The organism is Streptomyces clavifer (genome assembly GCF_036345975.1).
GTDB classification, from domain to species: Bacteria; Actinomycetota; Actinomycetes; order Streptomycetales; family Streptomycetaceae; genus Streptomyces; species Streptomyces clavifer.
Genome location: NZ_CP107793.1, coordinates 2,814,331 through 2,840,904, shown reverse-complemented (window position 1 = coordinate 2,840,904; position 26,574 = coordinate 2,814,331). Strand labels below are relative to the sequence as shown.

20 protein-coding genes and 1 pseudogene are annotated in these 26,574 nt (G+C 69.1%); 7 read left to right on the top strand and 14 right to left on the bottom strand.

The window, feature by feature from the left end:
- The first annotated feature begins 87 nt into the window (after nt 1-87).
- Complete coding sequence (locus OG927_RS12190) at nt 88-657, top strand: PadR family transcriptional regulator (RefSeq protein ID WP_056798353.1); 570 nt, start codon at nt 88-90, stop codon at nt 655-657.
- Nucleotides 644-1,441: an SGNH/GDSL hydrolase family protein gene (locus tag OG927_RS12185; protein WP_056798351.1), complete on the top strand. Its 798-nt coding sequence runs from the start codon at nt 644-646 to the stop codon at nt 1,439-1,441. The genes OG927_RS12190 and OG927_RS12185 overlap by 14 nt, the downstream gene beginning before the upstream one ends.
- A gap of 218 nt (nt 1,442-1,659) precedes the next feature.
- On the opposite strand, the gene OG927_RS12180 is transcribed toward OG927_RS12185, so the two are convergent.
- Nucleotides 1,660-2,136 (bottom strand): RrF2 family transcriptional regulator, encoded by a 477-nt coding sequence (locus OG927_RS12180; protein WP_056798780.1) that lies wholly within the window; start codon nt 2,134-2,136, stop codon nt 1,660-1,662.
- Between the two features lie 171 nt (nt 2,137-2,307).
- Between OG927_RS12180 and OG927_RS12175 the strand changes: the two genes are divergently transcribed.
- The 3 genes from OG927_RS12175 to OG927_RS12165 all read left to right on the top strand — a co-directional run bounded on the left by OG927_RS12175 (nt 2,308) and on the right by OG927_RS12165 (nt 4,215).
- Complete coding sequence (locus tag OG927_RS12175; protein ID WP_209470432.1) at nt 2,308-3,048, top strand: SDR family oxidoreductase; 741 nt, start codon at nt 2,308-2,310, stop codon at nt 3,046-3,048.
- 259 nt (nt 3,049-3,307) lie between these two features.
- Nucleotides 3,308-3,853 (top strand): DUF6232 family protein, encoded by a 546-nt coding sequence (locus OG927_RS12170; protein ID WP_056798343.1) that lies wholly within the window; start codon nt 3,308-3,310, stop codon nt 3,851-3,853.
- Nucleotides 3,850-4,215, top strand: a complete 366-nt coding sequence (locus tag OG927_RS12165) for a hypothetical protein (protein ID WP_124282207.1) — start codon at nt 3,850-3,852, stop codon at nt 4,213-4,215. The genes OG927_RS12170 and OG927_RS12165 overlap by 4 nt, the downstream gene beginning before the upstream one ends.
- Nucleotides 4,216-4,225: 10 nt before the next feature.
- On the opposite strand, the gene OG927_RS12160 is transcribed toward OG927_RS12165, so the two are convergent.
- The 3 genes from OG927_RS12160 to OG927_RS12150 all read right to left on the bottom strand — a co-directional run bounded on the left by OG927_RS12160 (nt 4,226) and on the right by OG927_RS12150 (nt 6,699).
- Entirely contained in the window at nt 4,226-4,663 is a 438-nt protein-coding gene (locus tag OG927_RS12160) for a DUF4240 domain-containing protein (protein ID WP_330320147.1), read from the bottom strand.
- 143 nt (nt 4,664-4,806) lie between these two features.
- The gene (locus tag OG927_RS12155) at nt 4,807-5,742 is read right to left on the bottom strand and encodes an NADP-dependent oxidoreductase (protein WP_330320146.1); all 936 of its coding nucleotides are present in this window, start codon (nt 5,740-5,742) and stop codon (nt 4,807-4,809) included.
- Nucleotides 5,743-5,820: 78 nt separating this feature from the next.
- On the bottom strand, nt 5,821-6,699 hold the full coding sequence (locus tag OG927_RS12150) for a DODA-type extradiol aromatic ring-opening family dioxygenase (RefSeq protein WP_124282210.1): 879 nt from the start codon (nt 6,697-6,699) through the stop codon (nt 5,821-5,823).
- A gap of 123 nt (nt 6,700-6,822) precedes the next feature.
- Between OG927_RS12150 and OG927_RS12145 the strand changes: the two genes are divergently transcribed.
- Together OG927_RS12145 and OG927_RS12140 are read left to right on the top strand one after the other, a co-directional pair.
- Nucleotides 6,823-7,296 (top strand): MarR family winged helix-turn-helix transcriptional regulator, encoded by a 474-nt coding sequence (locus OG927_RS12145; protein WP_330320145.1) that lies wholly within the window; start codon nt 6,823-6,825, stop codon nt 7,294-7,296.
- Nucleotides 7,297-7,562: 266 nt separating this feature from the next.
- A pseudogene (locus OG927_RS12140) lies at nt 7,563-7,772 on the top strand (DNA-binding response regulator); the annotation flags it as partial.
- A 92-nt stretch (nt 7,773-7,864) separates the two neighbouring features.
- On the opposite strand, the gene OG927_RS12135 reads toward OG927_RS12140, so the two are convergent.
- The 10 genes from OG927_RS12135 to OG927_RS12090 all read right to left on the bottom strand — a co-directional run bounded on the left by OG927_RS12135 (nt 7,865) and on the right by OG927_RS12090 (nt 26,552).
- Complete coding sequence (locus tag OG927_RS12135; RefSeq protein WP_330320144.1) at nt 7,865-9,574, bottom strand: cellulase family glycosylhydrolase; 1,710 nt, start codon at nt 9,572-9,574, stop codon at nt 7,865-7,867.
- Nucleotides 9,575-9,810: 236 nt separating this feature from the next.
- Nucleotides 9,811-10,470: a hypothetical protein gene (locus OG927_RS12130; RefSeq protein WP_241191876.1), complete on the bottom strand. Its 660-nt coding sequence runs from the start codon at nt 10,468-10,470 to the stop codon at nt 9,811-9,813.
- A 210-nt stretch (nt 10,471-10,680) separates the two neighbouring features.
- Nucleotides 10,681-11,517 (bottom strand): hypothetical protein, encoded by an 837-nt coding sequence (locus OG927_RS12125; RefSeq protein WP_330320143.1) that lies wholly within the window; start codon nt 11,515-11,517, stop codon nt 10,681-10,683.
- 91 nt (nt 11,518-11,608) lie between these two features.
- Nucleotides 11,609-12,670 carry a MarR family transcriptional regulator gene (locus tag OG927_RS12120; RefSeq protein WP_330320142.1) on the bottom strand — a complete coding sequence of 354 codons (1,062 nt, stop codon included), beginning with the start codon at nt 12,668-12,670 and terminating at the stop codon, nt 11,609-11,611.
- A gap of 455 nt (nt 12,671-13,125) precedes the next feature.
- Nucleotides 13,126-14,181, bottom strand: coding sequence for a hypothetical protein (locus tag OG927_RS12115; RefSeq protein ID WP_330320141.1), 1,056 nt, complete (start codon nt 14,179-14,181; stop codon nt 13,126-13,128).
- A 291-nt stretch (nt 14,182-14,472) separates the two neighbouring features.
- Nucleotides 14,473-14,628 carry a hypothetical protein gene (locus tag OG927_RS12110; protein ID WP_330320140.1) on the bottom strand — a complete coding sequence of 52 codons (156 nt, stop codon included), beginning with the start codon at nt 14,626-14,628 and terminating at the stop codon, nt 14,473-14,475.
- Nucleotides 14,629-14,722: 94 nt separating this feature from the next.
- Nucleotides 14,723-16,591 carry a DUF1998 domain-containing protein gene (drmB, locus tag OG927_RS12105; RefSeq protein ID WP_209470438.1) on the bottom strand — a complete coding sequence of 623 codons (1,869 nt, stop codon included), beginning with the start codon at nt 16,589-16,591 and terminating at the stop codon, nt 14,723-14,725.
- Between the two features lie 3 nt (nt 16,592-16,594).
- Nucleotides 16,595-19,846, bottom strand: coding sequence for a helicase-related protein (locus OG927_RS12100; RefSeq protein WP_330320139.1), 3,252 nt, complete (start codon nt 19,844-19,846; stop codon nt 16,595-16,597).
- On the bottom strand, nt 19,843-21,756 hold the full coding sequence (locus tag OG927_RS12095) for a UvrD-helicase domain-containing protein (RefSeq protein WP_209470440.1): 1,914 nt from the start codon (nt 21,754-21,756) through the stop codon (nt 19,843-19,845). The genes OG927_RS12100 and OG927_RS12095 overlap by 4 nt, the downstream gene beginning before the upstream one ends.
- Nucleotides 21,753-26,552, bottom strand: coding sequence for a DEAD/DEAH box helicase (locus OG927_RS12090; RefSeq protein ID WP_330320138.1), 4,800 nt, complete (start codon nt 26,550-26,552; stop codon nt 21,753-21,755). The genes OG927_RS12095 and OG927_RS12090 overlap by 4 nt, the downstream gene beginning before the upstream one ends.
- Nucleotides 26,553-26,574: the final 22 nt, after the last annotated feature.

The following is a 26,574-nucleotide window of genomic DNA, read 5'->3' as shown; positions in this document are numbered from 1 at the left end:
GTTCCCGATACTCAACTCTATGACTAGACAGATTCTTGAGTATGATGGCTGGCGGTCGAGAACACGGAGAGTGGAGGGGGTGCGGCGATGGCCCTGCGGCATGCCGTGCTGGCTGCGCTGCTGGACGGCGAGTACAGCGGGTACCAGTTGGCGAAGGCGTTCGACATCGGTGTCGCGAACTTCTGGCACGCCGTGCCCCAGCAGCTCTACACCGAGCTGGCCAAGCTCGAGAAGGAAGGGCTGGTCGCCGGCCGGCAGGTGATCCAGGAATCCCGGCCCAACAAGCGCCTCTTCCGGGTCACCGACGCCGGCCAGGCAGAGCTGGAGCGGTTCGCCGCCGACGTGTCGAAGCCCTCGTTCATCCGCGACGACCTGCTCGTCAAGGTGCAGGCCGCCGACCGAGTCGGCACCGGACCGGTGATCGAGCAGCTGGACGAGCGGGCCGCCGCGGCCGACGCCAAGATCGAGCTCCTCGGGAAGCTGCTGCTCCGGCTGCGCGGTGACGTGGACGAGGACGAGTTCCTGCGGACCGGTGAGCGCATCGGCCCGTACCTGACCTGCCTGCGCGGCCTGTCCTTCGAGCGGGAGCACCGGGAGTGGTGCCTGCGGATCGCGGCCGTACTGAGAGAGAGACGGACCGAGCATGCCGAGCGGTGAATACCTGCGCTACGTCGCCCTGGGCGACAGTCAGACCGAGGGCGTCGGGGACGGGGACGACACCGTCGGCCTGCGGGGCTGGGCGGACCGGTTCGCCGAGCACCTGGGCGCCGTCAACCCCGGTCTGCGGTACGCCAACCTGGCGGTACGAGGACGGGTCGCCGCCCAGGTCCACGCGGAACAGCTCGCACCCGCGCTGGCCCTGCGCCCCGACCTGGCCTCCGTCGTCGCCGGTGTCAACGACCTGCTCCGCCCGAAGTTCGACGCGGAGGAGGTGGCGGGGCACCTGGAGGAGATGTTCGCCGCGCTCACGGCGGCCGGGGCCCATGTGGTGACCCTGACCTTCCCCGACGTCGGGAAGATCGCACCCATCGCCCGGCCGGTGCGGTCCCGTGTGTTCGACATCAACGCCCGCATCCGTGCCGCGGCGGCCCGACACGGTGTGACGGTCGCCGACTTCGCCCCGCTGGCCGTCGCCACCGACCCGCGCCTGTGGAGCGAGGACCGTCTCCACGCCAGCCCTCTGGGCCACGCCCGGATCGCCGCGGCCGCCGCGTACGCCCTCCACCTGCCCGGCAGCGACCAGGCGTGGTCGCTGCCCCTGGAGACCCAGGCACGCCCTGCGGCCCTGCGCGCGGCGGGGGCCGAGGTGCGGTGGGCGGCCGGATTCCTCGGTCCGTGGATCGGCCGCCGCCTGCGCGGCAGGTCATCCGGTGACGGCCGCACGGCGAAGCGCCCGGAGCTCCTGCCGTGGGGCGCGGTGGCGGCGCCGCCGGCGCCGTAGGTCCGTGGGCGGGGGTGGGCGCAACGCCCGCCACCACCCCAGGAGGAGGCGCCCGGGGGGTGAGAAGCGTCGCGGGGGTCGCGGTCCCCGCACCGTCGTCCTCGCCGCGGGTGGGGGTGTTGTGTCCCCCTCGGGTCGCGGCGGGCCCGGTCGTCCCTTTCCGGCGGTCCCGTCGTCCCGTGCCGCAGAGGGGGCGTCCCCCTGCGGCCGGGACGGTTTCAGTCGTCCTTGGCCGTGAGCCAGGTGCGGATGCCGGCCAGCGCCCGGGGGCCGTAGTCGGAGTCGACGTCGCGGGCGAGGTCCGCGATCGTGATCGCCGCCAGCGCCTCGCGCCACGCGGCTTCGGCGGCGCCCATGGCACGGGCGATCGCGCACGGGGTGGTGCAGGCGGAAGCGGGGGTGGCCAGAGGGCCGCGCTGACGGATCTCCGTACAGACGAAGGCGGGCCCGGCTCCGTCGACCGCGTGGACGACGTCGAGCACAGTGATCGTCTCCGGATCCCGGGTCAGGGCGTACCCGCCCGACTTGCCCTGCGTGGAGTGCACCAGACCGGCTCGCGACAGGGCCTGGAGCTGCTTGGCGAGGTAGCTGCCGGAGACCTCGTGCAGCTCGGCCAGCCGGGCGGCGGGCACCGCTTCGTCGCTGGTCGTGAGCACGACGCAGCAATGCAGCGCCCATTCCACTCCACCTGACATCTTCACGACCTCACAGTAGCCACCCCCCTTCTACTCGGTCAAAGTTTGTCCGAGTAGCATCTCGGATAGAAGATGTCCGAGTTCGGGGGTGGGGTGTCGTGCGGTCGGGGCAATTCCGGCGTATGCATGATGTGCCATGAAACCCTCCTGTAGCGCAATGGAAGGTACGACATGAAAATCGCAGTGATCGGCGGAACCGGGCTCATCGGCTCGCAGGTAGTGGACATCCTGAAGGCGGCCGGGCACGAGGCGGAGCCGCACGCGCTCTCCACCGGCGTCGACCTCCTCACGGGGGAGGGCCTGGCGTCGGCACTGGCGGGGGCCGATGTCGTCGTCAACCTGACGAACTCACCCACCTTCGACGACGCCTCGCTCGCCTTCTTCCGGCAGACGATGGACAACCTCCTCGAGGCCGCGGCGAAGGAAGGCGTCGGCCACGCCGTCGTCCTCTCCATCGTCGGTGCGGAGCTGGTGCCGGAGCTCGACTACTACCGGGCCAAGGTCCTCCAGGAGGACATCCTCAAGGAGGGGCCCGTCCCGTACTCGATCGTCCGCGCCACCCAGTTCTTCGAGTTCATGGACGCCGTGCTGTCCTGGACGGCCGACGAGGAGACCGTCCGCCTGCCCGCCACCCCACTGCGGCCCATCGCCGCGGCGGACGTCGCCCAGGCCGTCGCCGACGTGGCGGCGGGAAGCCCCCTCGGGGGCACGCGCAACGTGGCCGGTGCCGACGTCTTCCCGCTCGACGAGCTCGGCAGGATCACACTCGCGGCCCGCGGCGACAAGCGCACCGTCACGACCGACGACCAGGCCGGGATGTTCTCCGCGGTCAAGGGTGACGCGATCATCCCCAAGGACGGCGACGACGCCCGCATCGCCCCCACCCGCTACCGGGACTGGCTCGCCGCCTGACGCCCGTCCCGCGTCCGCCCGTCCCGACGTCCGCCCGTCCCGACGTCCGCGCGTTCCGGCGTCCCCGTGTCCCGGCTTCCGAGCGGGGCGCGGGGACGTTTGTCTGAATCGAGCCTGTCGCCGACAAAGTCCCATCTGCATCTGACAACACTTCAGATACCTTCTATGGCAACGTAGTTGATGCACACCATCGGGGGTCGGTATGCAGGAACCGGGTACGGGGGAGCGGCCGTGGCACAACCGGCCGGAGCCGGTGAGAGTGCCGGCGCAGACGGTGGAGCTCCGCATCGGCAAGCGGCTTCTCTGGGTCGGGGGCGCCGCCTATCCGCTGCACAACATCGCCCGCGTGTACACCTTCGTCCTGAAGCCGAAGCGCCAGGAAGCCACCATGCGCTTCCTGAAGCGGGTCGGTCTCACGCTGGCGGTGCTGATGATCCTCACGATGATCGGGGAGATCACCTTTCTCGGCAGTGACGACAGCGACGGATTCGTGCGGTTCGCCTGGGTAGGCGGCCTCGTGGCGCTGGTCGTGTACGTCACCGACCTGCTCACCGTACTGACCGCGACCTCGCACCACGTCGTGGCGATCGAGACGGCGGGGCCGTCCACCGCGATGGTGACCGGCCGGAACACGGAGCACCTCAAGCAGCTCGTCGGCTACATCGCCAACGCGATCGAGAACCCCGAGGCGGAGTTCCACGTCCAGGTGGAGCGGCTCATGATCAGCAGCCCGCAGAACTACCACTTCGGTGACAACGTCAACATGTACGGGGGATCGGGCAACGTGGGGATCACCCACGCATGAGCGCCGGCGGGAACAACTACAACTTCGGCGACATCGTCAACATGCACGGCGGGTCGGGCAACTACGGCATCGTCAAGGGTCAGACGACTCCCGGCACCACCCCGTCGGAACCCCCCGCCCTCGAAGCGGCCGTACGGGAACTCCTCGTGCTGGTCCATGAGCTGCGCGACCAGGTCTCTCCCCTCAACGCCCGGACGATCGACGACTCCGTGTCGGCCATCGACGGTGACGCCGGCGCCCCGCCCGAGAACCGGCACCGGGCGCTCCTGGCGGTCGCGGGCATCGCCGCGACGGTCGGCACGGTCGGGGAACCGGTCCTGGAAGCGGTCAACAGGATCCTGGAGCTCCTGGGTGTGAAGTAGCTGCCCGCCCTCACCCGTCGGCCCCCGCCCACCCCTCCGCGTTGGAGTACGACTCGTAGCTGTGGCGCGTGGCGCGGTCCCACTCCTCGCCCGTGAGGAGCCGGTACGCCTCGTCCGGTACGTACAGCAGTGGCTCGGCCCAGACGAACTCGGCGGCGTACGACCGGAACCGGGCGGGAGTGGCCAGGACGCCCTCGAACTCCCGGCGCCCGGCGGCGACCACGGCGGCCCGTGTGTAGAGGAACGCGTCCCCGGACAGCTCGCCGCCGTACTCCCGGCGGTCCAGCCGGTACAGCGCCCAGGACAGCTGCTCGGCGAAGCCGGTCACGGCCGATACGGAGCCGGCCGCGAGGCGGCTCGTCAGCGCGGGGGCGAGCAGCTCCGCCTCGGGGTCGGGAGCGGTGGGCCGGCAGTCCTCGATGAGGCGCCAGAAGTCGTCTTCGGTCATGTCCCGGAGCATGACGGACGAGTCTGACAACGCCGCCTCGCCGGTGCCGACGGATCGCGGGTGCGGCTGCTGCCGAACCTCCGGGACGCCCGCCGGTGGGGAGCGAACGGCGGGCGCGCCCGGTCGGTGCGGTCAGGGCGTGATCAGGGAGCGAGCACGACCGTCTTGCCGAGCAGCCGCCCGGCACCGGCGTCCTCGTGCACGGCGGCCAGCTCGGCCAGCGGGCGGTGGGCGGCGACGTGGACCCGGAGCTCGCCGGCATCCACCTTGGCGACCAGCGCGGCCAGCTGGGCTCCGTCGCTGCGGACCCACAGGCTCGCGCTGCGCACCCCCCGGGCGGGGTCCTCGGGAATCGGGCCGGCCGTGCTGGCGGCGGCCCCGCCGTCCGCGACGTAGTCCGTCAGCTGGGCGAGCTCCTCCGGGGAGACCCGCACATGGTTCACCACGACCTGGAACGGACCGCCCACGGCGGCCGGGCCCGCGTCGAGGTCGAGGGGGTCGACGACCCGGTCCGCGCCGTAGCCCCGAAGGCGGTCGGCGTGCTGCGGCGCGTCCACCGCCGTCACGTGCGCCCCCGCGTCGACGGCGAGCTGCACCACGAGGCTGCCCACCGCGCCACCCGCCCCGTTGATCAGGACGGTCTGACCGGGCTTCAGCTCGGCGAGTTCGAACGCTGTTTGCCAGGCCGCCAGGCCGGTCAGTGGCAGCGCCGCGGCGTCGACCAGCTCGATGGTCCGGGGCGCCGGGGCCAGGGACTCGGCCGGGGCGAGCACGTACTCGGCGGCGCCGCCGGCGGAGTCGAGGGGCAGCATCGCCACGACCCGGTCGCCGACCTCCAGACCGGTCACGTCCGCGCCGAGTTCGGCGACGGTGCCCGAAAGGTCGATTCCCGGCACGTACGGGAGAGTGATGGGGAGCATCTCGGCCATGACACCGGCGCGGATGTGGTCGTCGACGGGGTTGAACGACGTGGCCGCCACCCGCACCAGCACCTGCCCGGTGCCGGGGACCGGACGCTCGACGTCCTCGAGACGCAGGACGTCGCTGCTGCCGAACTCGTGGAAACGTACTGCCTGCATGGCATTTCTCCAGGGTGTATGGATGCCGTCGCCAACGGATGAGGCGATCGGGCGGGAAGGTGAAGCGCGTCGAGGCGCTCAGGTCAGCTGGACCGACCGGGTCGAGTTGCCCATCACCATGCGGTCGATGGCGCTCACAGCGCTGCCGGGGTCGTCGGCGGCGCCGACGGTGAGCAGCAGCGGGACGAAGTGCTCGGCCGTCGGATGGGCTACCGCGGCGCCGGGTGCCTTGTTGCGGTAGTCGGTGAGGGCGTCGGCGTCGCCCCGCGCGAGGGCGTCGACGGCCCATGCGTCGAAGGCCTCGGTTTCGGCGGCGAGTTCCGGCCGGCGGAAGACGGCGAAGCTGTGCGTCATGAAGCCCGAGCCGAGAACGAGGATGCCTTCTTCGCGCAGGGGCCTCAGGCGTGCCCCGAGTTCGAGCAGGGCGCCGGGGTCGAGGCTGGGCATCGACAGCTGAACGACCGGGACGTCGGCCGCGGGATACATGGCCATGAGCGGGACGAAGGCGCCGTGGTCGAGGCCGCGGTCGGCGAACTCGTGCACCGGCGTCCGGCCCAGCAGACCCGTGAGTCGCCGAGCCAGGTCGGTGGCGTCCGGGGTCGCGTAGGGAAGGGTCTTGTAGCGGGGGTGGAAGCCGCTGAAATCGTAGTGGAGCGGGGTGCCGGCCTCGGCCCGGGACATCGCGACCGGCGCCCGTTCCCAGTGGGCCGAGATGACGACGACGGCCCGGGGTTTGGGCATCGACCGGGCCCAGTCGAAGAGGTCGCCGAGCCACTGGGGATCGTCGAGGGTGAACGGGGCGCCATGGCTGACGAAGAGGCTGGGCAGGGGCCCGTCGGAGGGATTCCACACCCGCTGCTCGCGCGCCTGTGGCAGGACCCGGGCAAGGAGATCGTCGTATGCCGCGGCTGGTCTGTGCGACGGGAAGGGGGAGGCCGGGCTGCTCGTGGCCGTCATCGAAATCAACTCCTTCACTTGTCGGGGAAAGTGTCTTCACTTGCCTGGGCAAGTCAGAAAGTAACCCATCATGAGTTGCCCAGGCAAGTGATGCGAGTTGCCCGGGCAAGTATGATGGGGCTCATGGACACTCAGTCGCCCTGGCTCGACGACGACCAGCAGGACCTGTGGCAGGCGCTTCTCACGGTCGTCATCGCCCTCCCGGCGGCCCTCGACCGCCAGCTGCAGAGGGACGCGGGCATCTCCAACTTCGAGTGCGGGGTCCTGGCCCAGCTGTCGATGGCCGACGGGGCCACGATGCGGCTCAGCGACCTGGCCCGGGTCTGCGACAGCACCCAGCCCCGCCTGTCGAAGGTGATGGACCGCTTCGAAGCCCGCGACTGGGTGGCCCGCCGCCCCGACCCCGGCGACGGTCGGTACACCCTCGCCGCCCTGACCGACGCCGGCCGGCAGAAGCTCGTCGAGAGCGCACCATCACACGTCGCGCAGGTGAAGCGGCTCGTGTTCGACCCGCTCAGCGCCGCGCAGCGCCGCCACCTCGAGACCGCACTCACCCGCATCGCCGACACCGTGCGCCGGGACTTCGAAGGAGGCTGAGCGCCCCCCACGGGCCGAGATGCCACGCATGGGGCTCTGGCTGGACAACTCGGAACAGACCCCGGCCCGGACGGCCGAGACTGTCCTCGGCGACCTTGCGGCAGCCCGCGTGAATCCGTGAGTCGGACGGCGTACGCGTGAACCGGACGGCGTACGGGGGTTGTTCCGCTACCAGGTATCCCGAAGTGCGGCATGCCTGGTCTGCTGGACCGGAACCTCCACATGGCCGTAGTCGGAGCCTGCGCGAATGAGGTGGCGGATCCAGCGACGTCCCGCACCTCGACGCAGACGGCCGCATGATCCTCGACGCCCTCGGCTCGGGGCTCACCGACGCGTCGGCCGCCAGGCGGCTCGGTGTCTCGCTGCGCACCTACCGGCGGCGGGTCGCCGAGCTGATGGCCGTGCTGGAGGCCGGTTCCCGCTTTAAGGCCGGGCTCCGCGCGAGGGAGCTGGGGCTGCCCCGTACGCCGCGCTGACCGCGTCATCGCTGCCGGCCGCGCACGACCCGGGGGCGGGTGGCCGGCCGGCCGGGACACACGCCCGGCCGGCCGGCTGACGTACGTCTCGCTCAGGCCTTCGCGCAGGCGGCGCCGCTGAGGGTGAACGCGGTCGGAGCCGTGTTCGACGCGCCGCGAGCGGCGGTGAAGCCGACGGTGACCGAGCTCCCGGCCGCGATGGACGCGGTGTACGAGGCGGGGGTGACGCTCACCGTGCCGCCGCTCTGCGTGGGGGTTCCGCCCCACATGTTGTTGATGGTCTGGCCGTTGGCGAAGGCGAAGCCGAGGGTCCAGCCATTGAGGGTCGTGGTGCCCGTGTTGCGGATGGTGATCTCGCCCTGGAATCCGGAGGCCCAGTCGCCGACCACGCGGTACCCGACGGAGCAGCCCGCACCCGGTGTGCCGCCGTCCGTGGCGGTCCTGACGCTCACCGTGGCCGATCGGGTGGAGCGGTTCCCGGCCGCGTCCCGGGCGTAGACGGCGAAGGTGTACGCCGTATCGGCGGTGAGGCCGGTCACGGTGGCGCTGTTCGTGGTGGACGCGGCAACCGTGGTCTCGGAGCCGCTGCTGACGCGCACGACGTCGTAGCCGGTGACGGCAACGTTGTCGGTGGCCGCGGCCCAGGTGAGAGCGGTGGACGTCGCCGTCACTGCGGAGGAGGTCGGCGTGCCCGGAGCGGTCGGGGCCTGGGTGTCCCCCGGGTTGCCACCGCCGAAGACCGTGGCCTCCCGCGAGGTCTGGGCGATGCCGTTGACGCCGTGGAAGATGCGCTCGCCCCATGAGCTGAGACGGCTCGGGTCGAAGTCGATCGTCAGGTCGAGGATCGGGTCGGTGTTACCGCTCCAGGACCAGGCGAGGTAGCCGAGGTCGAGCTGCTCGGCGACGGCCATCATGGTGTCCTCGTCCGGGTCGCCCCACTGGTCGGCCGGGCCTCCGAACTCGCCGATGAGGAGGGGCAGTCCGGCGTCCACGAAGCTGTTCAGGTAATCGGTGACCTTCGCCGCGGTGTTGTAGACGCTGTACATGTGGATCGAGAAGATCAGGTTGCCGGTGGTGTCGGCGTCGTAGACGGCCTGGGCGTTGGTCCGCATGACGTTCTGCCAGTCCTGGCCCCAGTTCGGTGCGTCCACCATGATCGTGTGGGCGAATCCGGCGGTTCGCAGCTTCTTGACGGCGGCGGTCGTGGGCGCGGTCCAGCCCTCGGGGTTGGTGTTGCCCCAGGGCTCGTTGCCGATGTTGACGATGACGTAGTCCTCTTCGCCGGTGAGGACGTCCTTCAGGCTGATCCAGTAGTCGGCGGCGTGGTCGAGCGTCCCGGCCGCCGCGTCCTCCCCGTAGCCGGTGGTGTCGTGCACCTCGAGTACGCAGATCAGCCGGTTGGCCTTGCACTGGCCGACGATGCCGGCCACCTCCGCGGGGCCGTTCCTGGTCCAGCGGTGGCCGTCGGACAGGACGACGCGGACGGTGTTGGCGCCCGTCGCCTTGATGTCGGCCAACGACTGCGTCTCGCCCGGGTACCAGGTGTGGGCGTGGTTGACTCCGCGCATGACGAAGTCGTTGCCGTTGCCTTCGAGCAGGCGTCCGTCGCTGATGTGGAGGCCGGTGGCGGCGGCGGTGTCGGCCGACCGGGCCTGCTTCGGGGCCGGTTCGTCGGCCCGTTCCTGAGCCTGGGCGGTGGTCGGACCGAGGGCGCCTAGGGCGACCAGCCCGAGGAGGGTGGCCAGGGCGGCCAGCAGGGCGATGACGGGGTTGCTTCGTGCCGTACCTCTTGCTGTTCTCACTGCGACTCCAGATGAGTGAGCGCCAAGAAACCTGAGCATCGGAAAGGGGGTGGGAGGGGGTGGGGGAATGGGAGCGCTCCCATAAAGCCATCTCGTCAGGGACAGGTCAAGATGTCGCGCGCACTTCGGTGTACGGGGGGCGGTGGTGCACGGGGGCGGTGGGCGGTGGGCCTGTGCGGGTCACGGGCTGCCGCCCCGGGGGTGCACACGGGTCGGCCGCCCGGGCCGGGGGCCCTTCAGGCGGCGGAGGCGCAGATCGTGTCGTACGGCCGGCCCGGGCTCGGGAACAGATCGATGGGGCTGTTCGCCGCAGCCGGGCATTCCTCGGCCGTCTTGGTCAGGGCGAGGACCTTGTTCACGGCGCCGCTCGCACCGGCGCAGGCGATCTCCTTCGCCCGGTCGTCCACGCAGTCGCCGACCACCAGTTGGCCGCCCCCCGCGCCTGCGTCACCGGGATGCTCACCGGACAGGTTGCGCCCGCAGACGGTCTTGCTGGGAATGCCGCCGGTGGAGGCGTCGCCGCCGAAGGAGACCTTCACCGAGATGATCTCGTCCGTCCCGGCCGGGCACTGGACGGACTGGGCGAATACGGCGCCGTCCTGCACCTCCAGTGCCTTGAGCGTCGCCTTGGGGTCGTCGCAGTCGAGGGCCTGGAAACCGTCCTCGGACTTGCTGGTGTCCGGCCCGGCACAGTCGCCGGCCTTCCACTCCTTGGCCTGCTTGCTGCCGCCGGACGAGGAGGTCGGGCCGCAGGCGGTCGCCGCCGCCAGGACGAGCGCGAGGAGCACCGCCGTGCGCGAGCCGGCCGACAGGACCGTACGGGCGCGGAGCCGCGACGACTCCCCGGTGCTTCCCGTGCCGCTGATCCGTGGTCGTGTGCTGCCGTGGGTGATCATGCTTCTCCTCGGGTGCGTGACGTGGCCCGCACGGCACTCGGGGTGACTCGCACGGAGGTTCGGGCGTGAGGACGGCGGGAGCGGGCGCGCTGGTTCCAGCGGTGCGCGGCGGCGTACGCCCCCGGAGGGCCCGGACCGGACCGTCTGCGGCCCTGGATCCGCCTCACCGGCGCCGGTCACGCGAACGTGCCGGTCACGTGTGGGTGGTGGTCACGCTTCCATCGCCCCGGACGCGGGGGACATGTCGCGCCGGTACTGGACGGCGCCCCAGTAGCCGTCGGGGAAGAATCGTCCGCTCGCGTCGCCGAAGTGGACCTCGAAGTCTCCGGAGCGGAAGACGACCAGATCGGTGGGCGCCACGGCGGCCAGGAACTCGGCGCGGTCCTCCTCGGACTCGTCACCGTTCGCGCCCCAGCCCCACAGGAACTCCGCACCTGCACGGCGGACGGCGCCGAAGTCGGCGACGACCTCGCGTGCGTGGGGCAGCAGTTCGGCCGTCATCTCCGGCCCGGCGCAGTCGAAACTCACGGACAGGTCCAGTCCGTCGGCCGCCACGATCACGGATTGTCGGCGGACCATCTCGTCGGCGCGGAGAGCACTCCATTCCCGCCCGGTGCACGGACGTTCGGCGCAGGCGGTACCGCGACGGCCGTCGGGAAGGAGATGTGTTGCCAGGAACGCTTCTTCCAGCTGTCGCTCGTACGAGGAGTTGTGCTCGGCCGTGATCATCTTGGGCCAGGCACTGAACTGTTCGGGGGTGCCGCGCACTTCCCGTCCGTCGACGCTCGTAAGAACGAAGCGGTCGCCCTCGTACTCGACCCGGCGCACCGGGAAGGACCGGGGGAGCCGCACCGCGCTGACGCCACCTCCACCGCTCGCGCCGACGACGGCGAGCGCCCCGCGTTGCCCACCGTCGTCGGCGGGCCTGATCACGAACACGCTGGACAGCTCGACGGCCGTACACACCAGGCCGTAAGCCCCGGCGAAGTCCCTCAGCCGTACGTCGTCGCCGCGCAATGCCGACGCGAAGATCTCCAGGTCGTCCACAACTCCACCCCCTGGCCGCCAGGCTAGCGCCGTCCCGGGACTGCCGGCGCCGTCCCGGGATGCGTTTCCGGCCGGGCCCGACGCGGGTCGGCTATGGAGCGCGGAGCATGTCGCGAAGACTGCCCACCAGCGCGTGGACATCGCGCTCGGCGGGCGCCGTTGAGATCGCCGGGGCGTGGTCCCGAGGGACTGGCCGGCAGGTGCGGCAGAGCCCGTCGAGGATCGCTTCGGGGGACCCGGGGGCCCCGCATTCGGTGCATTCGACCAGCAGGCGGCGGGCGGCGGTGACGGGGGGTTCCGGGGTGGAGGGAAGGTCCGGCGGGAGCTTGTCGAGGAGGCGGCGGCGTACGAACCCGACGGGGGAGTCGACCGTCTCGGGGAGGCCGGCGGTGAGGGCGTGGACGAGGTGGTCGGCAGTCACGCCACGTGCGAACCACCGGGCGGCCAGATCCTCCAGGACCCGGCAGTCGGCAGCGGAGAGCCCGAGCCGGGGTTCGCGCTGCCCGAGCCGGGCGAGGACGAGGTAGGCGGGCGAGGCGGGGGCGGCCGAAGCCCTTGCCGGGGCGGGTGCCGGTGCCGGTTCCCGGTTCGGGTCCGATTCCGATGCCGAGTCCGGGGCAGGTGACTGCGCGTCGGTGGCCGCGACGGCAATCGCGTCGGCAGCCGCGTCGACCGGCGGGGCGGGAAGCGCGGCGGGGACGACCCGGGGCGGCGGCGGAGAAGTTGCCTCGGCGCCCACGGCCTGGCTGCCGCCCTCATCCGAGAGGTGGGTGGCCCACCACTCGTTGTCATGAGCGGTGCGGGACCAGTAGGTGAGGGTGACCCAGCGGCTCTGACCGAGGCGCTCGACGCGGCACCGTACGTGACGGAGGTGCCCGGCCACGCCCAGGGCTCGCAAGGCGCTGCCGATCGCCATCTGTCCGTACAGCGGAAGGTCCTTGGCGAGGGACTTGATGTCCATGGCGGCGCCGTCGGGGAGGCGGTCGACGTAACCGGCGATGTACCGCTCACGCGCCGGGAGGAAGGCGAAGTCCGCAGCGCCGGACGGGCGTTGTCCGGGAGCGGTCCGCTTGCCGTAGCCGTGCGGGGCTTGCCGGTACGGGCGTGAGGATGCGGGTGCGCGCAGGGCGGAGCTAGGGTGCTGGGTAGCCACGAGATCGTCTTTCTAGGGTATCGATCTTGGGGTGAGACCCCGGCCTGGTGCTTCCTACACCGCGTCGGGGTCGTTCAGTTGTGGGCACCGTAAGCAGTCGCGACTCCGCGCCGCAAGCCGGTCACGATTAGTCATACTTGCTGGCCGTGGCGGGTCAGGGAGGTCGGGAGGGTTTCCTTACCCCCCTTCTTTTCCCTACCGGAGACAGACACCACTCGAATCCCGGCCCCCGAATCCAGCCCCTCGAATCCCGAAGCTCAAGCGCCGGGCGCGGTGCCCGTTTCGCACCCCACGAAGGAGTGAACGGACCCATCCCGGAGCTCGGGTTCCGGGACCCGGGCTGCGGGATCCGAGCGCCGGGTGGCGGGATCCGGGCAGTGGGCTGCGGGATCCGAGCGCCGGGCGGGTCCCGAAGCCCACTGCTCGCCCCGGCCCGCTCCACGGCTCGGCCCGCATCAAGACTGGCTGCGCCGAAGGCCCAGTCCGGGCAGGTCGAGGTGGAAGCCGAGCCCGCGACCGGACATGGTTCCGCTGTAGACGATGTCGGCCGGGCCGATGCCCAGGTTCTGCATTTCCTCGACGAGCATGCGGGCGGCTGTCGTGGAGCAAGCCCTCTCCTCCCTGGCACGGGGGAAGCGGCGCTGCCAGAGCGAGTGGGACAGATCCCAACCGCGCTCTGCGAGGCGGGCGGGATCAGCCAGTTCCGGACGGTGCAGGTAGCCGGTGGCCTCGATGACGAGCTCCGCGCCGTGGCTCCAGCACTGGACGAACCGGTGGAGGTCATGGGCCGACCCCAGGTGCAGGATGAACCTCCCGGGGAAGAACGGGGTGTCGTGGGTGAGGGCGCTCAACGCCTGGTACAAGCGCTCCTGTACCTCGTCCCAACGGGTGCTGGGCCCGGCCGGCGCGGCAAGGACAGGGGGCAGGTGGGCCGGGTCGGCGGCCCGCCAGGCGCCGCGGGAGACCTCCGGCGCGGCGGTGGCGGCGGCGGTCGCGGTGGCGGTCGCGGCGATGGTTGCGCCGGCGTCGGGGTCGGCGTCGGTATGCACGAGTTCGAGGTTCACCTGCCCCCTGCGGTCCGAGTGCACGACGAGGCTGCTGTCAGGGCGCTGCCACAGCATCCACGGCCCGACGCGGCCTCCCCACATCGTCGCCGGACCGAGTTCCTCCTCCGCGATCCACCAGGCGGCACGTACCAGGTCCGCGGCGGTGGGGGCATCCTCCGGGGGCAGGTCGACGACGGGTACGCGCAGCTTGCGTATCTGCTCAGGTTCCGACGCGTCGGCGATCACGGTGCCGTATCCGCCCCAAGGGCCCTTCCGGGGGAGGAAGCGGCGCCAGACCTGGCCGGCGACCTCGCGCGGCTCGCGGAGCTCCCAGCCCAGCGCCGACGTGGCGCGCTCGAATTCCAGCAGGCTCCATCCGCCCAGCCGCAGCGGGGCGATCTCCTTCACCAGCTCGCGGAAGATGTCGTCGTCGAGCCAACTGCCGCGCGGAATCATGCTCCTCATCCGGCAGACGGTAGCGATCCTCTCCGGCGCGCACACCCCGAGGGCCGACCGGGTCACTCACGCAGACGGTGGCAGCGCCGTCGCGGCACGCAGGGCAGTCGCCGGCGCCCGTCACTGGGAAGTCGCGGACACCCGCATCGGACATATCGCCCGAATTTCTGTCCGTAACTTCCCAGTCCCGGGGGCCTCACCCGGTGGAACTGTGAGGGCAGGGCGTTGTCGTTGCGGCGGCTTGCACTGAGGCGGTTGAGGGCAAGGGCGATGGCCGTAGCGCAGCCTCAACCGGGCCCATCAGTACGCCGCCACGGAGAGCGCGGTCCAGCGCACCGTCCGGGTCGGGGCCCTGCGCCCGGAGCCATGGGAGGAGGTGGCGACCAGATCGATCGCCGCCTCCTCCGCCTCGGCCGGCACGGGTGGCCGTGGCCGGACGGTCGCGCCGGGGCGCATGCATCGGCTGTCGGCAGTTTCCTCGTTCTCGGCGGCGGGGCGGGGCGTATGTAGATGCCGCACCGCGGGAGACCGGACGACCGCAGCTGTGCGGTCAGGTCCGCAACGCCTTGCTGAAGAACCCCATGGAGGGGTCCTCCGGAGTCCCGACCAGTGCTGCCCGATCGAGCAGGATGTTGTTGTTCTCGCAGCTGGTTTCGGGGAGAAGAAGGCAGGCGTGGCAGGCGGCCATATTCAGGCTGTCCGCACCGCTCGCCTCGGACTCCATGCACAGAGGGTCGTTCGAGCACCAGCTCGCTCTGAGCAGGGCAGTTCGGAGGGAGGTTGCGAGGCGGTCCGGCTCACCCTGCGCGACGACGCCGCCGAGACTCCCCGCAGAGTCGCTGGTGGCTGTGTAGATCAGCACTCCCGCCATGTCTTCGTCGCTGTAGAGCCGCTCGCGCAGGGAGGCTGCCGGGTAGCCCCCGTCCAGGCTCCACTCGTTGATCAGTACGTGGGCCAGGGCGTGCAGAAGGAGGAAGCGGGGGGTGGCGGGCGAGGGGGGAACGGGCCTTTCCGAGTCGCCCGCACGCGCTGACAACAGCTTCTCGTGATTCTGGCGTATCCGAGCGGCTCGGTGGACCTGCGCCGGTTGCTCCTCCCAAACCCGAAGCCGATCCTGGTCAAGACGCACGAACACCCCCTCGCCGCTCACTTCGAAGGCAGGAAGCCAACGTGGCTTCTCCGACGAGATGGCGGCCTCGCGCATGGGTGAGTCCGCCGGGCTCGGCTCCTCCACGCGCCGGAACGACTGCAGTGCCCGGACCTCACGCAGCCGCTTGACCAGCATCACCTGGGCCAGCCCATGGGACGAGCGCAGGGTGTCGATCGAGCTGCTCGGGGGTTCGCAGACGAACTCCTGTTCCTCCGCGGCGATCTCAGGGTGCGGTTTGCGCAGGCTTCGGTACTCACCCTCGTAGAGTTCCCGCCGGTAGTCGACAGCCCGCTTCGCGGCCTCCGTGTCATCGACCGGCTCCGTAGCGGCGGTATCCGCCGCACGCCTCCGTGCGACCTCGGCGACCACATCGTCCTCGGTGTAGTGCGGGTGGTGACGCAGCAGCTTCACGATGCGCACATAGGACTTGATGGAGGCGGGGTCCTCGTCCTTGAGCGCGTCGTAGAAGGGCGCGACGAGTTTGGCGACGCCCTGACTCCACGGCGGGATGGACAGCGCGGAGTGCATGACCGGGAACCAGACCGAGGAAGAACCTCGCTGGAGTGTGCGTGGCGGTTCCTGGCAGGTCTCCGCCGGAGCGTCCTTGAGCCAAGGACGACGACCACCGCACCGGATGCCGAGGTCCCGGAGGGCCTGGCGGCGGAATGACCCCTCCATGGACACCCTCTCCACCCCGCAACTGCAGCCGATCAGCACAGCACGGAGAGAGGCGGTCGAGCCGTCGGACTGGAACGTCAGTTGGCCCCCGCAGGCCCCGGAACCCGTGCGGTTACCCCGGTGGACCCATTTCCAGTACGGGAAGTCCTCCAGGTGTCCGTGCGTGCAAGCGATCACGAAGCGGGACGGGACCAGACTCTCCTGGCAGGTCGAGCATTCGGCGCGCCCGGCACGCGAGTTGAACTTGCGGAAAGGCTGCAACTGGTGGCAATGAGGGCATGAGTACATCTCAGGGAAGCGCACCGCTCGTACGCCGTCCCGTGCCGAGTCGGGGTCGGGTGCCGGCGGCATCCGGAACCCGGAGACACCCAGTTGTCGGGCCAACCGGGGCTCAGAGATGAAGGGCGCCTCGGAGATGTCCCATGATTCGATGCCACGGATGAGGAAGGACTCGTTCTCCACCGCGATCATGGCTCCGACGCCGTACGTCGTGATGAGCTGGGCGCGCCGGATCTCACCGAGCTTGCGGGCGGTACGCGCCGGAGCGGACGGGAGGCCGCGGCGACGTGTGCGGGGCGGGACGGGACCCATGGATCAGCGCTCCTCGAAGAAGGTGGACGAGGCGTCTACGTCGCGCAGACTCCACAATGTCTTCCACGGCGACACGTCTGCCGACTCGTCGTCGTAGTTGGCGAGCAGGGCGGGCGCACGGGAGCCGCGTGGAGCCTCGTACACGAGGTTCGGGCTGGCCAGCGCCTCGTCCCGCCACCATTTGATGAACTCTTCGAACGCTGCCGTAGTGGCTTCGTACTCGTCCGGCTCCACCGCTGAGACCCGGTCGAGCAAGGCTTTGTCGACCTGCTCGCGGAGATCGGTATGGAAGTCCTCGACGCGTGCTGCCGCTTCGTTCGACCGTGCGGCAGGCAGCATCAACCGGGCCAGAGCCACCACCACGGAGTGCAGTCCTCGGTCACGGGCCCGTGCAGAGAACGGGGTGACACTCGTGGACTCCACCTCGCGGTACAAGGCCGAGTGGAAGCTCTGGAAGTCTTCGTAGTGCGAACGGTCACGCGAACGCGTGGAGTTGAGCATGACAGCGACAAGACCGGGATGTTGTCGGCCGACACGGCTCGTCGCCTGGATGTACTCGGCAGTGGTCTGCGGTTGCCCCATTACGGCCATCAGCCCGAGCCGGTCGACGTCGACACCCACAGAGATCATGTTGGTGGCGAGCAGTACGTCCAGCGCATCCGGACTCGGGTGCCGGCGCTCCACATCCTTGAGTCGCCTGGAGATGTCACTGGCGTTGGCCCGGCTGCTCAGTTCCGTAAGAGCCTCTGCGCGGCGGGCTTTGAGCCCGTCTCGCACTGCGAGGTGGCCCAGTCGGTCCTGGACGTCGTCGAGGACCTGGAGCTCCGCGGCCGAAAGCAGTCGCAAGCTGTTGAAGTAACCGACCAGGGTCCAGTAGGCATCCTTCACCTCAGGCGGGGCCTCCTGAGTGTGCGCTCTATGGAGCAGTGCCGCGTAGACCCGGATCAGCAAGGTGGCCTGACTGGTACTCGAGGTCAGCAGGCCGACGTAGCAGCGGGCAGCCTTGCGCTCGCGTGGTGTCTCAACGGCGAACCAGGAGTCCCGTGCATCGAGGCCGCCGGGAGGGAACTGCTCAACTGAACGGTCGAACAGCCGGGTGCCCTGCTCATCGGCGCGACGGATCGTCGCGGTCGAGGCGATGACCTTGGGGCGTTCCGCCAGGGCATCCACGGCTGTCTCGTACAGGCCGGTGAGGGTGCCGAGCGGGCCCGAGATGAGATGGAGTTCGTCCTGGACGATGAGTTCGGGCGGCCGCACCCCGTCCACATCCCGGTTGAACAGAGCCGCCGATGCGGGCCGCCAAGGCATCGAGGCGAACTTGTCGACAGTGGCGATGACCAAGGTCGGACGATGGGCGTAGACGGCCTCGTCGACGAGGTGCACGGGGAGTCCGCGGTGGAAGTCGCACGCGTTGGACGGACATGTGACCGTCATGCGTTCGGCGGCTGTGTCGACCGCGTAGTCCCGGGGGCGCAACGGTTCGCCGCACCATGGGCAGTTGCGTAGCTGAACCGGGTTCTCGGTCTGCAACTGGAGGTTCTCATTACGCATGAGGTCGGCCAGTTTCCCCTCGGCGGCCGCCAGGGTGTTGGGGGTCGCCGAACGGCCCACCCACATACCGATGGAGATCTCCTCGTACCCGAGCGCCGCAGGGTCGGCGGCCCGTAGCCGGTCCATGGCGCAGATCAGCGCTGCGGCACGTTCGAACTGCTGGAGAGTGAGAAGGCGGAGCGTGTATCGCATGAGCACGGTGACGCCTGCCCCGGCCTCCCCGTCCCGCAACCGTCGCAGGAAGGTGGTGAAGGCGATCAGCCCGAGATATGCCTCGGTCTTGCCGCCGCCCGTGGGGAACCACAGCAAGTCGGAGACTTCTCGGTCGTCATGGGTCGGATCGACGATTCCGGCCAGGCAAAGAAGGACGAAGGAGATCTGGAAGGGCCTCCACCGTCCGGCCTGCTCGTCCGGTCGGCCTGACCTACCGCGCTTGATCCACACGGTGCGAGCCCTCTGGTCCGCCATCGCGAGGTTCGCCAGCTGGAACGCACGCAGAATGTCCGGCCGATCGGTGTCCGCCAGCAGATCCACGCCTTCGCGCATGCGGCGCAGTGCGTGTCTGCAGAGCTGAACCTGATCGGCTGCGGTGTTGCCGTCTTCCGTGTCACGCAGCAGACGAGCCTGGTGCTCCTGGGTCTCTATCCACCGTTCGTATCCTGCCAACAGGGTGCGAAGCGCCGCCACGACCTCATGGGGCGGGTCGGTTCCCAGCCGGTACATGGCCAGTGGCTTGTCATCGATCCCGGGATTGGAATCGGTCAGCAACACTTCGTGTGAGGGGACGAATTCGGTCCGTATGGCGCTGACGCTCGGAGGATCGATCGAAATGGATCCGACCGCAGGTGGTGTCCACTCCCAATGCGCCGCGCAACCGTGCCCGGTGGCGAAACTCGGCGCATGGCGGTGCAGGAGCCGGCTCAGCGCCTGTTCCGAGTCGACCGCGCCCAGGGTTGCCGGCCGCACCACGAACACGGGGCTGCTGCCGTCCTTCGCCGTGACAGTCAGTTCCGGCTGGTAGAAGCAGTGTGCGTCGCGAAGGTCGTACTGGCCGACCTCAAGGCTGTTGACGACAGTGGCCGTCACGGTCACCGTCCCGTTCGACGAGGACCGGGGGCGGACCAGCACGCGTAGTTCCAGCCCAGGGTGAAGCGCGAAGGGCGCAAGCAGGCCGGGCTGCGTGACGTCCACATTGACCGGTTCGATCCGCAGGGTGGAGCGTCGCCAATGTTCCCGTTGGCCCTTCGTGCTCCGTGCTTCGGTCCGCTTCGCGGCCACCGGCTTTCCTTCGGCGTCTTCGGGGAGATAGACGGCAGTGCGTACGGTCAACCGAATCCAGGCGGACACGGTCGGGTCCACGGCGAATGTCAGGCCGATGGATGAGGGCATCCTGACGTTCGCCAGCGAGACTCCCAGGTCACCGGGGCCTTCCTCGATGTCCCGCCGAACGCCGAGCGGTACCGCGTCGAGGCCGTCCCGCTCGGACTCCAGCTCGCCCGGTTCGGTAGGGACGGTCCCGGACGCATTGTCGGAGCGACCTGCCCGTGAGCGTGGGAAGAGCACACCCACCGGGTACATGGTGATCGGCGCGTCATCCTTGAGCACCTCGTCCACACCACCCACAGGACCCAGTAGGTCCTCCCGCAACGCAGCGAGGAGCGAATCGCGCACCTCGTAATGCGCCTGGTGAGCCGATTCACTCATGCGTCCCCCTCGGATTCGTTCGCGTACCAGTGAAAGCGCCCCAGACCGCACAGCCGGGGCGCGACCCACACGCCGTGTGTCCCCAGCCCTGCGGCTTCGGTGGCGGCAGGGCTGCCCGCCACGCTCTCCACGCAGTCGACCCTGAGACCGGTGATCAGAGGTGGCCAGCGATCGATCTCTGAGTGTGAGGTGCGGCGCAGCATTCGGTGCAGATCCGTCCGGAAGCGCTCGGAAACCACCGCGACCTGTCGTCCACCCACCACTACCGCGTACGGGGGCGACTGGTCCGAGGCGACCGGGATGCCGTGCAGCAGGACGAGCTCCGCTTCGGCACCTGCGACGACATCGGTCATGAGGTGACGCATGAGCTCCTCGGCGTCCCCTCGGAATTCCTCCGTGCCCGGAGGTTGCTCGTGGGACACGTCCGAACCGGCCAGCTCGATGCCGTTACGGGCCCAGGCGCTGCGACCGCCCAGGTACCAGCGGTCGATGCGCTTGTCCTTCCGGAGCATCCATGAGTTGGGGGCATCCAGGACGTAGAGATCGTCCCGGGCTCGTGTCATGGCCACGTACAGCAGTCGGGCCTCCGCAGCAGGGTCGTAGTCGAACTTCTTCTTCTTGACCGGGACGGGCTCCTTCAGAACACGTGGTTCGACGACCAGGACCCGGTCGAACTCCAGACCCTTGGCACGATGCACGGTCGAGATCACGAGCGAGGACGGCTGTGCCGCCGTGAGCTCGTCGGGCAACCTGCCCTCGGCGAGCGCGCGGTGCAGGGCGACGACATCGAGGGTTCCGCGACCACGACCCCGCGCCACTTTCCGCACCGACCGCCACAGGGCTTCGGGCACGGCGCCGACCGGGATACGCAGATCGACCAATTGTTCCTCGAAGCGTTCGCGAGTCAGAGCGGTCGTTCCGGTCGAGGCGAGCAATTCCGCGATCCAGACAGGGGCGGAGCGCTCGCGAGCCGAACGCTGCAGCGTGTGTCGGACACCAGCGGTGGACAGGGTGCCGGACAGGGCCAGCGCCTGACCGTTGTCACGACACAGGATCGCGGTGGTGTCGGGGTAGTCGCGCAGTGCCGCAAGCACGAACTCGTTGTCCAGGCTTCCGAAATTCGGCGTCGACAGGAGCAACGTACGTAGGTCGCCGTGGATGCGCTCCGCCTCGCCGGCGGCAGCGGCCCGATCGCGGGGCAGCCCCTGCAACTGAGGGCCGTAGGGCAGGGCCATCCGCGCCGTCTCGCTACGGGCCCGGAAGTTGTCGCCCAGGTGGAGCTCCACCAGGTCCTCACCGAACGTGGCACGCACCCACTCCAGGAAACGGTCCGTCTCTTCGGCCCGCTGATCCGGATCGGACACCTGGAACCCGTACACAGCCTGGGCCGAATCACCCACCACGGTGAACCCGCTGTTCTCCTGGAAACGATCGAGCAGCGCCTCGACCATCTCCCGTCGGACACCGACGAGGTCCTGGACCTCATCGATCACGACATGGGCCGGCGTGTAGTCACCACCTTCGATCGCTCCCTTGTCGATCGCCTCGGTGGCGGCCTCGATGCGGCCGTCGTACGTGTACGTCCCCCAGTCCACGTCCGGGTACGCGCGGTTGAGCAGGGCTGCCGCCCAGCCGTCGAAGGTCTGGACACGAATCCGCTGGGCGGCGGCGGCATGCCGCTCGATCCGCTCGGTGAGCTCGCGCACGGCGGCGCGGGAGAAGCTGAGCACCAGAATCTCCCCGGCCTCCAGCTCCTCGCGCTCCACCAACACGTCGAGCCGCCGCACGAGGGTGTGCGTCTTGCCGGCACCCGCTCCCGCCGTGACCAGGACCCGGGCGTCCCAGGGCTGGTCCACCACGGCTTGCTGCGCGGGGGTGAGCCGATGCTCGATGAGAGAGGCGACGGTCACTGGTTCCCGTCCCACAGGTACTCGAACTCGGTGAAGGCGAGCGCCTCACCGTAGTTGGTGATGTTGTCTCGCACGTTCAGGATCAGGCAGCTTTCCTTGCCACCGTTCTTCGGCCCACGCAGACCTCGTCCGATCATCTGCTGGTAGATGTTCGGGCTGTACGTCGGGCGGGCTACGACCACGGCACGGGTGGCCGGTGCGTCGAAGCCTTGGGTGAGCACGCCGTAGTTCGTCAGGACCTGGATCTTGCGCTGGCGGAAGTCGGCGATCTGCTTACGGCGTTCGTTCGTGGGCGTGCTCGAGTCGATGGCCGCGGCCTTGATGTCCCTGTCACCCAGCTTGGCTGCGAGCAGCTTTGCGTGGGCGACGGAGGTGGCGAACACCAGCACCGGCCAGTCGGAGGGCATGGCGGCGATCTCATCGACGATGCGCTGGTTACGTCCGTGGTCTTCGGCCAGCCGCTGCTCGGCACCCTTCGGTAGCGTGGCGAACTTCTCGGACTGGGCCCGCTCGTCGGCAGTGAGTGCGATGGCGGCACCCGCCAACTCCCTGTGCTTCACCTGGGCCAGGACACCAATGCGTTGCAAACCCTTGATCGCGACGGAGAGATCGCCGTCGAAGACCCCCGTGTCGAGGCGGCTACCGAACCGCTGCACCAGGAGGCGGGTCAGCTCCGCGTTGTTCTTGTAGGGGGTCGCGGTGAGACCGACCAGGTGGCGACTGGTCCGGTGGTGCGTGAGACCGAGCTGGTCCAGCAGGCCCGTGTAGCGCTTGGACATCGCGGTGTGTGCTTCGTCGATGATGACGAGCGAGGCGGTTTCCCTCAGCCAGGTGTAGTTCTCAGTCTCCATGCAGATGGCCAGTTTTGCGTCGGTGGCGACGACCAGGTGCGGGCGCCCGGCGACCGGAGTGGCCTCGTTCGACGACCAGAGCCGGCTGATGACCAGCGGTTGTTCGGGGCCGACCTTCGACCAGACGAACTTCCAACTCTGTACGGCCTGCTCACACAGTTCTTCGGTCTGCGCGATCCACAGGATCGGGCCGGGCAGATTCGTCCGGTCGCGGATCCAGCGGATCACACCCTCTGCCGTGACACGAGTCTTCCCCGCTCCGGTCGGCAGACTGAGCATGCCGCGCTGCGGCATCGGGTTCTTCAACAGGCCGAGCAGCGCTTGCGCGAGCTCTTCCTGATACGGGTGCAGGGCCGGAAATTCAGAGGGACCGTCGATTTCCAGGCGGGGCTCCAGCGAGGGCACCTGGGCACCGGCGAAGGAGTCAGGGAACCCGAGGTCGGTGACGAAGAGCAGGGCCTTCGAGCTACCGGTGAAGGAGCTGGGCGCGCGCGTGGGGAAGTCAAGCGCGAGGTCGCGGGAGTGGATGCGCAGGATCGCCTCACCGTGGGCGTTGAAGGCCATCTCCGCGATACGCCGTGAACTCGGCTCGGCGCCGTGCTCCTGGATCTCGCTCTCCATGAGCCCGGGCGGAAGCTGGCCACGCAGAGCTGTCTCACCGATCAGCAGATCGATCTTGTCGATGATGCTTTCGGCTTCTCGTACCTCCCGCAGACGCTTCAGGAGGGTCTGGTCGTGTTCCTGTTTGTGCTGGAGAGCGAGAGCCTGGCGGCAGCCGTCCGGGCCCCAGCCCCACTTGAACTCCTTGTCCGCGGCCTCCAGCACCTGTTGCCGGTCGAGAGAGTCCAGTACGTAGAGAGTCTGTCCCTTCTTCGCGAACTGGAGCGGCTTACGGTTGCTCCCCATCGGAGTGCGCATGACCTCGTTGAGCTCGGAGCAGCGCTGGATCTTCTGGCTGCCTGCGGCTTGACCGAGACGTGCCTTGACCGTCGGGAACTCCTCCGACAGAGACGTAGCCCGCCCGATCTTGACGGGCTCGATTTCCCTACTGATGACGTCGGAGACCTTGAGCATCCCCCAGTCCTCGATCATCTCCCTCGCCGTGGCGATGTCCGCCTTGTCCGTGACCAGGAGGGCGGGGAGCCGTTCACGGACCAGTTCCTGGAACTCCACCGCGTTCGTTGCGACAGCGATCTCGCTGTCGGGACGACCCTCCCAAGACGATCCAACCCTGCAGCGGGTGAGTAGGTCCTCAGGAAACTCGAAGCCGACCCGGTGCAGTAGCGCGTAGGCGCGCCCGATGAAGGCGTCGTCGTCACTCGCGAGCAGGAGATCCAGCAACTTGCTCCAGCGCCGGAGGGGCACTTCGTCGGCGGATGTGGGCATCTTGAGCCTCTGTGCCGCCTCCTCGGAGATCTCGGCGACAGGAAGCACGGCTCGGAAGCTCTTGAGCTGGGGTCCTACAGCTTCGGGGACCCGGGTCAGGCCCATGGAGGTCCTGACGAGCCCGTGCTTCCTGATCATCCAGAGCAGTGGGGAGATGACGGCTTTGCGCGTGCCGGCAGTGGATCCGTACTGCATCTGCCAGTGCTGCGAGATGCCGGACGCCGGCATCGCGGATACAAAGGCCGCGCGTCCCTCCTCGGACAGAACAGGCAGCAGGTGCAGTGGTCCCAGCGTCGGAGCACCTTCGACGGCGAGCCGAGTGATGCTGGGGCGGGGAGCCGTGCTGGGCAGGTCACGAAGGTGCGCGTCGTGAACGACCTGCTTGTAATCCTGGAACCACGGCTCGTCATGAGGGCGGTATCCGCCGGCGGGGCGGTCGAGCAGTCCGAGGTCACGGAAGACCGGCTTGTCGCTGTCGTGGAAGGTCATATCGACGGTGACGGCACTGTCACGGCTCCCGTCCGCAGGCACCACAGGGCCCGGGAGGAGGCAGTCGCGCATCGGTCGGTACCGTCCGTCCAGGGCACGGACTCGCAGCGTCTCCAGCGGCTTGGGCACTTTGGTACGCAGCCGGTCGATCTGCAGGCTGCCGCCGGCGCTGCGCAGCAGCACCCAGAAGTTGGCCCACGCATGGTCGTCGTAGTTGTCGAATCCCTGATCGAGGACGCCCTCGAACCGTCCTTGAGCATCGGCGACCCTGATGCCGATGTTGTGCAGGTGCCTGGACATCTCGGGACGCTCGGAGATCGACGGGTGCACGTAGACCATGTCGTCACGGAGGGTGTCGGAAGAGGTGCGGTGGAAGATCTCACCGGCGACGGGTGCGACCATCCCGTGGACTTCCGTAAGGACGATCTTTGCCCGGCGGGCCGCAGCGGTGATCTCGGAGTCGCCGCGCTGCCGTCCGGCCTGATCCTTGAGCACCATCAGGGAGAGGATCTCGATGGCATGCGTTGAGGCCTCCGCGGAGCCGTCGGCGACAAGAGCTTCGAGCCAGTCCTTGACGCTCTCAGGCGTCTTCCCTGCCTGGTCCAGGATGTGGTTCATCTTGCCGCGCCGGACAGTGGTGTCGGACGCGTCGACGGACGGGTGGAGCCAGCCGGCCGGGCGGCCGCTGTACTCGGCCCAGATCTGGACCCATTCCTTGTCGAGGCCGGGGGGTGTGATGAAGAGCTCGCGAGGCCGCTGGAGCACACCGTTCTGGTCGGGCAGGGAAGGGCTTTCGGCGGCGTATTCCCACACGCGGCGCAGGAAGTGCTCGTCGGCCCAGTTGAGCTTCTCCTTGACGCGTCCCGGCAGCAGAGGCAGGTAGGCGGCGGGATCTTCGGCGGGGACGAGCGCGGGCAGGGTGTCGACCACCAGTCGCGCCGCCACCTCCAGGAGTTCGCGATTGAAGGGGCTGCCGTCGAGGAGGTGCTGGCGGTCCTCGTTGGTCTTCCACGGCGCGTTGAGAATGCCGGTCAACGACACGTCGTACTTGGTGGGGAAGAATGCCCAGAAGGAGCCTTTGCCGACCGGCACGGTGTACAGGCCGTTACGCACAGTGTATTCGGGCATCGCCCAGGAGACCTCGAGTACGGGCCGTCCGTGAAGCTCGCCCGCGCTCTCCTCGGCCTCGCCGGTAGGAGAGTAGGAGGCTGAGAACACCTTCCACTGTTCCGTCGTCTGCTTGGCGCCGCTCGCCACCTCCTTGAGCGTCCGGTAGTTGTCCTTGTGGTCGATCGAGATCTCCCGCCGGACGGGTGGCATCGAGCGACGGTCGTGCAGGAACAGTTCGCCGACATGGGGGGAGAACAACTGGAAGTGGGCGGGGAAGGCGTCGGTCTCGCGTCCGTTGCGACCCCTGTGGCCGACGATGTCGCGGGCAAGGCGTTCCGCGGCGCCCGCCATCAGGGGCAGGCGGACGACAGTGGTGGCCCAGCGCAACAGCTTGTCAAGGGTGTCGTCATCGGCGCGTTCCTGCTCCACGTCGAGGGGACGGGCCATGCGGAGCACCGGGGTGTCCATGTCGAAATAGCCCTGCTGACCGAGTGCCTGCGCGATCTCGGCAGCGGACCACTCCTTGTCGAAGCCGAAACCGAACGCGCCGCTCCCGCTGAAGAACTGGGGTGAGTCGCTCACCGAGAGCACGGATTTGACGCCGACACCGAACCGACCGATCTGCCCGCCGCGCTTCCGGGACACGCCCATCCGCAGGATCGTCTCCGCTCCCTCCGGCGTGACAGGACTGCCCACGTTCGCGCAGTAGAGGTGCATGTCGGTGAGGACCACGTGCAGCTTGCCGCCGGGTGCCGCTGCGATCTCGTCCGCCGCGTTCTGCACGAGCTCGTACAACTGGCGTTCGCCGTAGCCGCCTTGGGTAATGCGGCGCTCGCCGTTGGCGTGCTCCTGTATCAGCCCCGGATCGACCTGGTAGGTCTTCAGGACGGTGGCGGACTGCCGGATCACGGTCTCGATCACGGGCGGGAGCGAGGAGTCGGCGAACTGCCGGTCGGTCATGAGGCACCTGTCTCGAATGAGA